The 13,602-nt window shown below is 42.2% G+C and carries 8 protein-coding genes and 1 tRNA gene; 8 read left to right on the top strand and 1 reads right to left on the bottom strand.

Translation table 11 applies throughout. From position 1 onward, the window contains the following. Positions 1–79 precede the first annotated feature (79 nt). Together LC454_RS07135 and LC454_RS07130 are read left to right on the top strand one after the other, a co-directional pair. Entirely contained in the window at positions 80–514 is a 435-nt protein-coding gene (locus LC454_RS07135; protein ID WP_223581036.1) for a hypothetical protein, read from the top strand. Positions 515–723: 209 nt separating this feature from the next. Next, positions 724–797: transfer RNA gene (locus LC454_RS07130), tRNA-Pro, on the top strand. 218 nt (positions 798–1,015) lie between these two features. Here LC454_RS07130 and LC454_RS07125 read toward each other — a convergent pair. After that, entirely contained in the window at positions 1,016–2,026 is a 1,011-nt protein-coding gene (locus LC454_RS07125) for a substrate-binding domain-containing protein (RefSeq protein ID WP_223581034.1), read from the bottom strand. A gap of 248 nt (positions 2,027–2,274) precedes the next feature. Here LC454_RS07125 and LC454_RS07120 point away from each other — a divergent pair, with 248 nt between their 5' ends. From LC454_RS07120 to LC454_RS07095, 6 genes are read left to right on the top strand one after another with little or no spacing between them, the layout of a single operon-like run. Then, on the top strand, positions 2,275–5,412 hold the full coding sequence (locus LC454_RS07120) for a SusC/RagA family TonB-linked outer membrane protein (RefSeq protein WP_223581025.1): 3,138 nt from the start codon (positions 2,275–2,277) through the stop codon (positions 5,410–5,412). 17 nt (positions 5,413–5,429) lie between these two features. After that, on the top strand, positions 5,430–6,995 hold the full coding sequence (locus LC454_RS07115; protein WP_223581023.1) for a RagB/SusD family nutrient uptake outer membrane protein: 1,566 nt from the start codon (positions 5,430–5,432) through the stop codon (positions 6,993–6,995). Between the two features lie 31 nt (positions 6,996–7,026). Continuing rightward, on the top strand, positions 7,027–7,911 hold the full coding sequence (locus LC454_RS07110) for a DUF5017 domain-containing protein (RefSeq protein ID WP_223581021.1): 885 nt from the start codon (positions 7,027–7,029) through the stop codon (positions 7,909–7,911). Next, complete coding sequence (locus LC454_RS07105) at positions 7,908–10,559, top strand: glycerophosphoryl diester phosphodiesterase (RefSeq protein WP_223581019.1); 2,652 nt, start codon at positions 7,908–7,910, stop codon at positions 10,557–10,559. Before LC454_RS07110 ends, LC454_RS07105 begins: the two co-directional genes overlap by 4 nt. A 22-nt stretch (positions 10,560–10,581) precedes the next feature. Next, positions 10,582–12,027, top strand: coding sequence for a hypothetical protein (locus LC454_RS07100; RefSeq protein ID WP_223581017.1), 1,446 nt, complete (start codon positions 10,582–10,584; stop codon positions 12,025–12,027). A 37-nt stretch (positions 12,028–12,064) separates the two neighbouring features. After that, on the top strand, positions 12,065–13,588 hold the full coding sequence (locus LC454_RS07095; RefSeq protein WP_223581015.1) for an SGNH/GDSL hydrolase family protein: 1,524 nt from the start codon (positions 12,065–12,067) through the stop codon (positions 13,586–13,588). Positions 13,589–13,602: the final 14 nt, after the last annotated feature.

Here is a 13,602-nt window from a genome sequence, read left to right as displayed (position 1 = left end):
GAAGCAATTTATCGGAGGTAGCTATAGCGGATGTTAGAGTTTGGTATAATACTTGTAAATGTACCCCCAAAAATAAATTATGAGCACATTAAAAATGACTTTTAAAAATTGGATGCTGCTGTTGCTTGGAGTAATTGCGGTTGGAATGACATCTTGTAGCAAGGAAACTGTTGATAATATTGGCAGGGATGCAGCACTGAATATAATCCGTACCGGAAATTGGGAACGCTGGACTAAAACTGTTTCAGGAAATAGTGTCGCCGAGTTAAATGTGACCCGTGAAATGATGGAACAGGGCGAGACACTTAATTTTGATAAAGATGGTGCCTGGCATAAGAAAAAAGATAAATCTGCGGTAGCTTACGATTACAGTATGCCTGATTCAAAAACAATGATTTTTGATGGTGTTGAATATAAAATTCAGGAAAATATTGTTTCTACAGTATCGAAGCTCACACTGATTAATCAGCAGGGGGCGATTAAAACCACCATGGTAATCAAAAGAAGTTGGTAATCTAGACGAGATCAGATGGTCAGTAGCTAAATCTAAAATCTGCTGACCATTTATTTAAGGACTTTTCGTTTATAAATATATTGTTTATTGGTTTTTTTAAAATTATTTGTCAATATATCAGTTGGTTAAGCGTGTCGTTGAAAATAATTTTGAAAACAAAATATTTTTAGTGTACTTTTGTGCCACACAAAACAAAGGTGATACCTTTTCGGGGTGTAGCGTAGCCCGGTATCGCGCCACATTTGGGATGTGGAGGTCGTAGGTTCGAATCCTGCCACCCCGACTGAAAAGCTCTAACGAAAGTTAGGGCTTTTTTTGTTTCTAGGCGGGATGAGAACCTACGACTTCTTAGGGACTATAAGGTTCGATCCGGAGGAGGCTCAGGGTTGTGTTTGGGCATTGTGTGGCTGAGCCAATCCTGCCACCCCGACTGAAAAGCTCTAACGAAAGTTAGGGCTTTTTTTGTTTCTGGGAAGGATGAGAGCTTGCGACCTCAAAATGTTAAAGAGATTTCCGAATGATAACTTGAGTAGGATTGCGTTCGTTTAAAGTTTTCTTTTGAAGTATAGCCTTAGCTGCCGCTTTTCCCATTGCCCGGAAATCGGTAGATATTACCGTAATTCCCCCCTCAAGGATCTCTTTGACGTCAGTATCATTATAGGAAATAAGGCCTATATCCTCGCCCAATGTAAATCCATGTTTTTTTGCCAATTTAATTAAGGATACGTCATCCGAATCGTAGCGACTAAAGGTGATAAAGGCTGTATGCTTCTTAAACTTTGTCTCATCTACGTCTGGGATAATGTCATAATCGATGCTTGACTCTTCACAGTACCGGACGAAACCTTTGATGACATGTTCGGCATGTAAAGCTTCAGGATGTGCGATCAATATGATTCTTTGGTACTTTTGAATATTATTCTGCAATAAGGAAAGGCTATTATAAATATCGTATTCATAGTCCTGATAGATAGCCGTATAATTTCCGGAGAGTCCCAATTGATTGTAGTCGATAATAATCCGTTTGTTCGGAGGGATGAGATTGATGATCGGAGATGGGTCTTCTTTCAGGAATGTAACAATAACAAAATGCGTATAGTTGTTGATGTTTTCAGTGATAATATTACGAAAGACATTAAAGTTGTGATGGTGAAAATAGACGTCGATCGCTGCGGTCCCCTTGGTCTCTACTAATAAAGATTGATAAATCTGTTCACGCATGGTATTCATTTTATCCAGGAGTAACAGGATGCGATAAGAATGCTCCACCTGTTTTTTCTTTACATAATATCCTTTGCGATAGACAGACTCAATTATCCCTTTTTCGAGTAGATAATTAAGACCTTTCAAGACCGTCTCTTTGCTCATGCCGAGTTGGTCCTGCAATTGATTTAAAGAGGGAATACGATCTCCAATATGTAGGTCGTTCTTTTCGATCAATGCATGAATGTGATCTACTAGTTGAAGATATTTCATGCGAGACCCGTTGCCTGTTTCGTTTGTAGTGGACATGTGATGAATAGTCATTTACGATAATAGAGTCAAACTTAGATAAACTTGTTTTTATATGCAAGTCTTGATATTATTCAGATAACGGAATCAGTTTGATGATTTTCTCCCCCCATGAAGATATTTTCAAGAAGAAACTACATCTTTTTTTATTTTTTTTTTGCAGGGGCAAATATAATTTATACTTTTATAAAAGCAAACCAGTCTAGACCAGACTAGATTGCAACGAATAACTAATTATAAATACTATTATGACTCTATTTCATCTAAAGGCGGCTCTGCTTTTATTGGGGATTTTTTTTCTAGCGTTGTCCTCCTTTGGACAACAGCCCACTTCTGTCAAAGGAAGAGTGATGGATGTCGAAGGGCTTCCTTTGGTCGGAGTTACAGTATCTAATCAGTATAAAACTGTAACAACTTACACAGACTCATTGGGTAATTTTTCTATATCGCCCATCTCTCAAGGTGAATTATTACTTTTTTCAATGGTTGGCTATGTTACTGTAAAACATGTGGCCAAATTGGATCGTTCCCAGAATATCCAGCTTTCACGAAGCGAAAAGATACTCGATGACGTTGTTGTCATCGGCTATGGGACAACAACCAAACGCGATCTGACGGGAGCTGTAGGTCAAGCTAATTTGACAGATATGCGTAAAGCCCCTGTTGCCAATTTCGAGGAAGCCTTAGCCGGTCGGGTGGCTGGTGTTAAGGTAAGTTCAAATGATGGACAGCCAGGAGCGGAGCTCAATATCGTTATTCGGGGTAATAACTCGGTGACACAAGATAACTCTCCACTCTATGTCGTTGATGGATTTCCGGTCGAAACATCTGTTGGGAATACCATTAATCCCGAAGAGATTGAATCCTTGGAGGTATTGAAGGATGCTTCAGCGACAGCGATTTACGGCGCTAGAGGAGCCAACGGGGTGATTCTTATTACAACCAAAAAAGGTAAAGTTGGGACCCCGGTCATTAACTACAACGGTTGGGTAGGACTCAATCAGATCCTAAAAACGCAAGAACTGCTAAATCCATACGAATTTGTGAAATATCAATTGGAACAGAATCCCACCCTGTATACAAATATATACCTAAAGGATGGTAAAACCCTTGAAGATTATCGCAATATGGAGGGGATCAATTGGCAGGACAAAGTTTTTAGAAAAGCTGTTACCCACAATCATTCTATAGCGATACGTGGGGGGACGGATCGTACACGATATGCAATCTCTGGATCATTATTGGATCAGGATGGGATAATCCTAAACAGTGGATTTAATAAATATCAAGGAAGAGTAGTGCTGGACCAGACTATAAATAACAAATTGAAAATAGGCTTGAATCTAAACTATACGGCCTTTAAACGATATGGTACCGTGGTGTCAGAATCTCAACCTAGCCCGACTGCGAGCCTGATGTATGGGCTCTGGGGGTTTCGGCCAATCACTGGAAATGCGTTGACGGATGCTTCTTTGATAGACGATCTTTTTGATCCGGATATGGATCCAAGCTTAGGTACCGATTTACGGATCAATCCTTATCTCGCTGTGCAGAATGAGTATAATCCCCTGTTCAGTACAAATCTTGTTGCTAATGGTTATCTGGAATATAAATTGGGATCGGAGTTGACGTTTAGGGCTACTGGTGGCTATACGCGTATAAACCAACGACGGGAAGTATTCTTTAACTCAAAATCCAGAGCAGGACATCCCTTTTCAAACAATAAAGTAAATGGTTCTATTTGGAATAACGAAGTCACCAATCTATTAAATGAGAATACCCTGTCTTATGACAAGAAATTTAATGGGGGGCATCGGCTAAAGGCGGTCGTCGGGTTCACAGTGCAAGATGTCCGAAATTATACCAACGGATTTACGTCCATTTTGGTGCCCAATGAATCATTAGGTATTAAAGGCCTGGACGAAGGACAGATTACGATGGCGCCAGTGACTGACGCATCCAATGGACTGATATCTTATTTGGGGCGGGTTGATTATAATTATCGATCAAAGTATTTGCTGACACTGTCTTTCAGAAGTGACGGCTCCTCTAAATTTCCGAAATCCAACAGATGGGCTTATTTCCCTTCGGGATCTTTTGCGTGGCGATTGAAAGAGGAAAACTTTTTGAAACCGAGCAAGATTATCAGTGATGCAAAATTGCGCGTAGGCATAGGTTCTACCGGAAATAATCGTGTATCAGAGTATGCATCATTAACGGCCTTACAGATGAATCCCGCTTCAGGCTACAGTGTAGGTAACAGCGCCGGTCAGGGAATGGTACCGACGAATCTTGGAAATCCAAACTTAAAATGGGAGACCACCGTTCAAACCAATGTTGGTCTCGACCTCTCCATACTCAAGAATAGAGTGTCCCTTACAACGGATTATTATCACAAGGAGACACGTGATCTATTATTGAATGCAACCTTGGCTCCCAGTATGGGATTCCTGACAGGCTTCAAAAATATTGGTCGGGTATCTAACAGCGGTATCGAATTTACATTGGAGACCAAAAACGTACAGACTCCAAATTTCTCATGGAGTTCAAGTTTTAATATTGCATTTAATAAAAACAAAGTTCTTGAACTCAATGAAGGAGAGCCGAGTTTGGCAACACGTGTCACCTGGGGAAATTTCAATAATGCATATCCTTATATCGCAATACCAGGACAGCCAATTGCCTTATTTTATGGGTATCTTTTTGATGGTGTCTATCAGTACGCAGATTTTGACCTCGTCAACGGAAACTATCTACTGAAAGCGGGACAACCCAATAATGGAGTCCCCAGAGCTAGCATTAAACCAGGTGATATTCGCTTTAAGGATATCAATGGCGATGGACAGGTTGACAATTATGACCTGACAATAATAGGCAATCCAAATCCAAAACATATCGGCGGATTTAACAATAACCTCAATTATAAAAACTTCGATCTGAATGTTTTTTTACAATGGAGCTATGGCGGGGATATCTTAAATGCCAATCGCATTGAGTTTGAAGGCGGAGATCCTGTCGCTCGCGGTTTTCTGAATATGTTTGCTTCTTTCGCTGATCGCTGGACACCGGAAAACCAGACCAACGCGCTATATCGTGTCGGCGGTCAGGGGCCAGCAGTGTATTCTTCCAGAACAATTGAGGATGGATCCTATTTACGACTCAAGACCCTGTCTTTAGGATATACTTTCAATGCTGATCAGCTCCGAAGATTACGAATGAAATCCATACGACTTTATGTCGCTGCACAAAATCTAGTTACATGGACAAAATATTCAGGGCTCGATCCCGAAGTGAGCACCCGTCCTGGAGCATTGACACCTTCGTTTGATTGGTCCGCTTATCCTCGCCCTCGTACGATGACAGTCGGAATTGACCTTAATTTTTAAACTAACCTTTGATCAAGATGAAACGCATTTTTATTTTTTCTATATGTATCGCTTGTCTAACCAGTTCATGTTCCAAATTGCTGGATAAAGAACCTGACTTTGTGACCACTGAAAAATATTTTCGAAATGAAAGCGAATTGATGAATAGTCTCAATGGAGTCTATAACAGGCTGATCGACACCTATGGGCGGATGTATAGCCGTGGGCTTTTTAGCTATCTTGTCGTTAGTGATGAGGCCTATTTCAAGAATATATCAATCAACAATATTCGAGTGATGGTCATGGACGCTGCTGATTTGGACATTACTAGATTATGGGAAACCTTATACGAAGGGATAAATAGAGCAAATCTATTATTGGAAAATGTTGATCGTGTAGAGATGGATATCACCAAAAGAAACGCCATCAAGGGCGAAGCACTCTTTATGCGCGGATATTACTATTATATCCTAACCGATTTCTTTGGAAAAGTTCCTTTAAAACTATCTTCTACCCAGTCTCCCAACGACCCTTACCCAGCTCAGGCTACCCTGGCGGCTTTGTATACGCAAATTGTGAAAGATATGCAGGAAGCGGAAAACCTGGTTTACGAAAGTGGAGTAGTGGCTAATGAAAGAGTGTGCAAAACGGCTGTTCAGGCCGTACTAGCCCGTGTGTTTCTAAAAATGGCGGGACAGCCCATCAATGATCACGCTCGCTATCAAAATGTTATTGAATATACGGATAAAGTGATTGCTTCAGGAAAGCATCAGCTCAATCCCAATTATAAGCAAATATTTATCAACCATTCACAAGATATAAATGAGCCGAAAGAATGCCTGTGGGAAGTTGGCATGTTTGGAAATAAGATCGGCAACATCGATCAGGCTGGAATGGTTGGTATTGAGAATGGTATCGAATGTCCCGATGAACGTATTGGATATTCAGGCGGAGCAATGCGGATTACAGCCAAATTATACAATTTGTTTGGTCAGAAAGATACGATGCGGCGCGATTGGAGTATTAGCCCTTACCGATTTGTGACCACGGCGGGAGTTACGCAAAAACAATATTATAGTGCAGCTCAACTTTATGATCGAAACCCTGGAAAATGGAGACGGGAGTATGAGACCGGTACCAAAGTAAGAAGTGCCAATTCAACCAATTTTCCAATTATAAGGTATAGCGATGTATTACTGATGAAAGCTGAGGCAGAAAATGAGGTCAACGAATCCCCAACTACAGCCGCCTATGAAGCAATCAATCAAGTGCGTAGGAGAGCTTTTGGTAAGGCGTTAAATGAGGTTAATGAAGATAGTGATGCGCCTGGCGGAATGGATAAAATAGCCTTTCTAGACTATATAAAAGACGAGCGCCTGCGCGAATTTTGTTTTGAGGGTATCCGGAGACATGATCTGATTCGTTGGGGAATTTATATGCCCACTATGAATGCCTTGGGACGCGATATTTCAGTCAATGCACCTGCGGCACATCGATATGGTGGTAATGCTGGCCTGAACACGACGGAGAGAAATGTGCTGTTTCCCATACCAAATACAGAGATAACCATTAATAAACAGATTGTCCAAAATCCAGGTTGGTAAATCTGGTGGATCACAAAATAAATAGACACAGATGAAAATATCGATGATGTATCTCATGCTGGCCGTATTGTGTGCCAGTTGTATGAAAGAGGATATCGCCAGTGCCGATATAGACGTTAGGACGAATGCCTCAAGTTACAAGGTAGGTGATACCGTTGTATTCCGATTTGAGGGAAGCCCTGACAATATTGTATTCTATTCTGGAGAGAACGGACACAACTATGACTTGAAAGATCGACTTTATGCAGATAACGATTTACAGGTAGATTTCAAAACACTCGTACAATGGGGTGTTATCTATGATAATCTAAAATTATTGGTTTCCAATAATTTCAGCGGAATATACACGAAAGAAGAGGTTGATAAAGCCGCCTGGACAGATATTTCAGACAAAGCCGTTTTCTCCACCGGGCAAGATAATACGCCTTCCGGAACTGTAAGTTTAAAATCGTATCTCAGTCCGGTTGATACAGGATCAATATATCTGGCGTTCCGATATACTGACTTTCAAAAGCCGCAACAGAACAGATGGGTCATTCGCAGTTTTAATGCGGTAAAAGTATCGCCAGAAGGCGTGCAGACGAATGTAGCTACGATATCCAATGCAGGCTGGAATGCCGTAAGTTTTCTAAATGACACTAAGGGATGGACAATTTCGACAACACAGCTATTGATGTATGGTGGTGTTGCATCCGATACCGATAATGATGATTGGGTGATTACCAAAGGTTTTAAAGTAAAGGAATCCATCGCGGACAAAGGAATAGCACTTAAAAATATTAGTTCAAATCTGCGGGAATACAGCTATGTGTACAAGACCCCAGGCGTCTATAAAGCTGTATTTGAAACCTCCTCCGACCGGTATAGTGGCCGCAAAGCGGGGTACGCCGAAGTGACAATAACCATTACACCATGATCGATATGCAACGGTTAAATAGAGGATACAGTCATTGCGCTGGGGTATGGAAGACGATGATGATACTGCCATTTTTATGCTTCGCAAATGTTTTCGCACAAAGCGGGGCTGATGTCCACCTAGAAAATAGTGTGCTCCAACTGATCTGGCGTGAGGGTAAAAATGGCTATCAGCTTCAATCCCTTGCCTTGAAAGATGGAGTGGGAGGAAAAAAACAGCTTACGATGGCGACACAGCAGCGAACGATCCTTTACGCTAAACATAAGCCGCTGGATAAATCTTCTATTGTTTATGATCATGATGGGAAGCTCATTCATTTTCCAGACTCTCAATATCGTTATGTAATTCCAATCTGGTCGCAAAGTTTATCACCTGTGAGCCTGAATACAGCTGGTGAAGTATTACACTACCAGCCGACTATAGCGGCTTCAGCTTCGCGCTCGGGGTTGAGATTTCAATACGAAAACGAAAAAATTGCCCTGTCAGAAGAATGGAACCTTGATCCAGATCATACGCATGATATCCGTGTGCAGATGACTTTAAAAGCGAAACAAAGCGGCTATTATTCCCTGTCGTCGCCATCACTGGCGATTGGTGATCGCAAGCAGTTTCAGTGGGCGGTGATTCCGGGATTATTCCAAGGAGCAGCGCTCAATCCTGACTTTGTGGATGCCTACGCTTACGGACATGGTATCCCAGATCGTCCGGTTATTGTCCGTGAACGTACAGCCTCTACATTAGTAGCGCTGTTAACGACACAATCTGGAGTGACCTTAGCGACCGTAGCTGAACCCGGAACCGCAAGGGATCCCTGGCTGAAAGACGCAAAGACTCATGCGGACTGGAAACTTGGATTGTCATTGATGAATCGAAATAACGAGCTTACACCGACACTCTATCATCCAGTACTGGGTGAGGCGGGGTCTTACTTGAACGAAGGACAAGAGATCACATTTTCTTTTCGATATACAATTCAGCAAACTTCGTGGTACAATGTCCTAGGGCATGTGATAAAAGATGTTTATAAGTTTAGTGATTTTTTAAAATTGAAAGAGACAAATCGTTCCTTAACGGATCGCCTTTACGCGATGTATGATTATGTCTTAGCAGATAGCACTTCCAAGTGGCGGACCGTAAGTGATAAGAATACGGTGATTGGTGCTCAGGATTATCTGGGTGGCGTGTATGGATCTGCAAAAGATGCCATGAAAAATTCCGATTACGGTGCGATGTGGATGCTGGCTAGACTGACTGGAGATACTACACTCAAACAGCAACGACTCCCTGCAGCCTTAAACTTCAAGTTGCAGCAACAACAGCGAGAGCCTGGGCTCTTTTATGGATCAGCTGCAGGGCAGTATTACCTATATCGCAGTCAGCAGTTTACCGAAGAATGGGGTCCGTATAGCGAGCCCATTGGCACCAGCTATTACATGTTGATGGATATCGGCAATATATTGCTTTTTGAACCAGATCGATCTGATCTTAAACAAGCCTTGCGTAAAGCCGCAGATTGGCTGTTGTCAACAATGCATCCCGATGGACACTGGGAGGTTGCATATGATAATAAGTCAGGCCGTCCCATGTTTGAGGACCTATCCGATCTCCGACCAACATTTTATGGACTCTTGGTTGCGCATCAGTTGCTAAAGGACGAAAAATATCGAGCTGGCGCAATTAAGGCCGCAAACTGGTTTGTCGAACATGCAGCAAAAAAAGGATGGTTCCTGGGTGTCTGTGGTGATACGCGATTTGCACCTGATTTTGCAACAGCACAGTCTATACAGGCCCTCCTCGATATGTATACATTGACCAAGGATCCACGCTATCAAACAGCAGCTTATCAGGTCACCAGATACTATACAACATCGATCTATACGCATCCGATCCCCTCTCGCGAGATCAAACGTGTGAATGGGACCGCTCGTCAAGATTGGGAAATTAGTCAAGCGGGGCTGGGATTTGAACATGGAGGTATTATGGGCTCTGCAAATCATCATGGCCCTATTCTGTTATCGAGTCATGCGGGGCTGTTTGTAAGACTGTATGCACAGACGAAAGATAGCCTACTGCTGGATATGGCAAGAGCAGCAGCCTGGGGACGGGATGCTTTTGTGGATGCCAATACCGGAGTCGCTTCCTATTACTGGGATGCGATGAATAAAGGGGCCGGGCCATTTCCACATCATGCCTGGTGGCAATTGGGATGGATTACCGATTATCTGCTCTCCGAGGCAGCGGTTCGTTCCAATGGTAAAATCTCCTTTCCGAGTGGATTTATAACACCTAAAGTTGGGCCACACCGCAGTTATGGCTTTGATAAAGGGAGAATATTTGGCAGGTCAGTCGATTTGAAAATGAAAAAGGGACTTATCAGCCTCGATAATGCACAGATAGATTATATCCTGGCAACGAACAGTGATACTAAGGAGCTCTATATTGTTTTGCTGAACAATAGTGTGGATCGGCAGGAGATTCAACTCAAGTTGGATAAAGGCCAATCCCAGCGTCTATTTGGATCAGAACAGCGGGAAGCTTGTCTTCTCAATGCCAATGGGGAGAATGAAATCGGAATGGCAGCATCTCCAGATTGGAAAATCACCCTGCCAGCAACGGGACTAAAAGTAATGAAAATCAACTATCAATAACCATTTAAAATCAACTAATAGCATGAATAGCAACATTAAACATTTAAAAAACTGTTGGATTTTACCAGGATTCTTTGGACTAATGTTTACGGTTTTAAGTTGTACAGGGATCGAAAAGAGCTTACAGCAAAATGAACAGCAAAATCAACAACAAGTAGAACATAAACTTGCACGAATGGCGTCTGCTGCCGGGCAATTGGATTCACCTATGGTGAAAAGTCTGGCTTATCAGGTTATCGTAAACAATGATACCTTGGGCGTATGGCAAGAAACCTGTTATGATTTGGCCCAAAATGGCGGACAAACGGATGTACATACCGCATTGTTTAATTATGTGCCCGGTACTCAGGTCAAGATTATTTGTAGCAGTGCATTCTCAAATTTTACGCTTTCGCCTAAAAGATTGAATATACCGGTTGTGAAGAATGGCAATGAATTGACCTTTGCCCTCCCGGAATATTACAATTATGCGTTAGCTATCCCTGGTCGAGCACCCTTGCTATTATTTGGATCTCCCGATTACAGTGCCTATAAACCTGGGGCTGTTGTTTTTGCCAAAGGAATACATCATGGCGTAAACGGAGTTTTTAAACTTGAGTCCAATAAAACCTATTATTTAGAAGAGGGAGCGATTTTAAGAGGAAAGGTATTGATAGAAAACGTGTCTAATGTCAAATTGATCGGTCGAGGTTATATTGATGATCGTACCGCTCCTGTCGCTGGAAACTTTGTCAAAGTCTACCGTAGTCAAAATGTGGAACTTAGGGGATTTGGCGTCCGGCATGCCGCTTTAGGTTGGCAAGTGGATATGGTCAATTCGTCGAATGTCAACGTGTCCAATCTTAATCTATTGAGCTTTGGGCAGAACAATGATGGTTTGGATTTAGGTTCAGGATGTCAAGATGTTCATTTCTCCCACTGTTTTATTGGATCGGGGGATGATGGTTTTGGTTGGCACGCAACAAATGCGGCTGCAGATGGTGAAACACCACTTTTAAATTGTAGCGCCCACGACTGTATGATCTGGAAAAACCAGGTGGGCGTAGGTATTCGTATAGGTTCTTCATTGGAAACCAGTAGTGTCGAACAGCTCACATTCAAAGATATTGATATAGCCAAGATGACTTGGGGAGGTCATTCTGTGGCGATACCACATTCGGATTGGGCCGATGTGAGGAATATCACTTTCGAAGGGATCCGTGATGAGACCATTGGAAACACACGATTCGTGTTGATGTACATTAAGCAGAACTCGAATTCAAATCCAGTCTATAGACCTGGGACCATTTCTAATATTCGATTTATTGATTGTGTCAGCAGTGCCACAGCGGCTACTTTCGAGGGCTATGACGCGGAGCACATGATTAAAGACGTGACCTTCAAAAATGTAAAAGTGGCGGGGAGGAATATGTTGCAATCTGATATCGTCGCGAATTCCTTTACTTCGAATATCACGGTTGTAGATTGATGTTAAAAATATTTTACGAGGACTTGTATTCAAATGTATGCGTAGCTATCAATTAATCATAACGATCCTATTGCTTCTTTTTACAATGACTGATTTGAGTGCGCAGAATAGCCGGGAGCTCGATAAGATTGCAGCTTCGCAAGGTGCCGCCTCGCAGCTATTATTTTCTGTGGATCTCCATAAAGAGGAACTTATTCATCCAAGCGATTTTGAGCGAGATGACGAGTGTATAGTGCGCGGTGGTATCCCTAATTTTCTTGCTAAAATTACCAATGGTCAAGATGTGACCGTCGCATTTATTGGTGGAAGTCTGACACAGGCAAATTATTGTTACAGGATGCAGATGTCCACCTATTTGCAGGCACGTTATCCATCCACCAAATTTAAGTGGGTCAATGCCGGCGTATCTGGGACAGGTACAGATCTGGGAGCTTTTAGAATTCAAGAGCAGGTATTGACACAGCATCCCGATCTGGTTATCATAGATTTTGCCGTCAATGGCGCCTATGCCGCGGGCATGGAAGGAATGATCAGACAGATTATCCAGCATGACCATCATACCGATATCTGTTTAATTTATGCCATTTTGGGAGGGCAAACCAAGCTATATCGCAACGGAAAAATACCGTCACATATTGAAGCCCTGGAAGCATTAGCCGATCATTACCGTATTCCTACAGTACATCTGGGAATGGAGATTTCCCATCTGGAATTTCAGGATAAACTGTTATGGAAGGGAGATGCGCAAGCTGCTGGAGAACGTATTTTGTTTTCAACCGATGGTATCCATCCGCTTAAAGCCGGAGGCAATCTATATGCAGCGGCCATTGCCCGTGGAATTGACAAAATGAAAGGATTGTCAAGGATGGAGTCCCATCCATTGCCCAAACCGCTAGTTTCTTCCGAATGGGATGCCGCAGGGATGTACAGACCCGATGATATTGCTGATTTTGATGTAAAATGGGGGGTGATTTCAACAAAAGAATCCAAGTTAAAGGCGTTCAATGGATGGTTTGACACAGTGATGGTAGCTGGGGAAGAGGGTGCGCAGTGTTCATTCGCTTTTGAAGGCGATATATTTGGCCTGTTTGATATCGGCGGACCCGAGGTGGGACAGCTTGAAGTCTGGGTAGATGACCATCGAATAAGCCTATATAAATTGCAATCAGATAGTTTTCAGTCCTATGAAATAACAACAGGGGATAACAGTAATACCCCATTGAATCGTTTTAATGCCTACTGTAATAATCGATATAGAGGTCAATATGATTTGATCAGATTGCCAAAAGGGAAGCATGAAATCAGTTTTCGTATATCAGCATTGAAAGCAGATAAGCGGCTGATTTTGGGGCCATCTCAACAAGAGGATATTGTTCAACATCCTGCAAAATATGACTCCTCTGTAATTTATTTAGGACGGATACTCTTACGTGGGAAACCCATTTTAAAGAATACTAGAAAACAAGAAATAGGAGACATGAGACCACATCCTTATACCTCCAAGGGTAGCATGAACCGAGTGAAGCTCACGAATACCTTAGAATACCAATTTAATGAGTAAACGAGCTCATGAAT

Origin of the sequence: Sphingobacterium sp. GVS05A (assembly GCF_019969845.1) — a bacterium.
In the GTDB taxonomy this organism is placed as follows: domain Bacteria; phylum Bacteroidota; class Bacteroidia; order Sphingobacteriales; family Sphingobacteriaceae; genus Sphingobacterium.
The sequence above is the reverse complement of the archived record's forward strand: the minus strand, read 5'-3'. Positions and strand labels throughout refer to the sequence as shown.

Excerpts from the sequence above, each read along its gene's own strand:
- LC454_RS07120 (WP_223581025.1), top strand. The coding sequence starts at position 2,275 with ATGACTCTATTTCATCTAAAGGCGGCTCTGCTTTTATTGGGGATTTTT.
- LC454_RS07105 (WP_223581019.1), top strand. The coding sequence starts at position 7,908 with ATGATCGATATGCAACGGTTAAATAGAGGATACAGTCATTGCGCTGGG.
- LC454_RS07110 (WP_223581021.1), top strand. The coding sequence starts at position 7,027 with ATGAAAATATCGATGATGTATCTCATGCTGGCCGTATTGTGTGCCAGT.
- LC454_RS07125 (WP_223581034.1), bottom strand. The coding sequence starts at position 2,026 with ATGTCCACTACAAACGAAACAGGCAACGGGTCTCGCATGAAATATCTT.
- LC454_RS07095 (WP_223581015.1), top strand. The coding sequence starts at position 12,065 with ATGCGTAGCTATCAATTAATCATAACGATCCTATTGCTTCTTTTTACA.
- LC454_RS07115 (WP_223581023.1), top strand. The coding sequence starts at position 5,430 with ATGAAACGCATTTTTATTTTTTCTATATGTATCGCTTGTCTAACCAGT.
- LC454_RS07135 (WP_223581036.1), top strand. The coding sequence starts at position 80 with ATGAGCACATTAAAAATGACTTTTAAAAATTGGATGCTGCTGTTGCTT.
- LC454_RS07100 (WP_223581017.1), top strand. The coding sequence starts at position 10,582 with ATGAATAGCAACATTAAACATTTAAAAAACTGTTGGATTTTACCAGGA.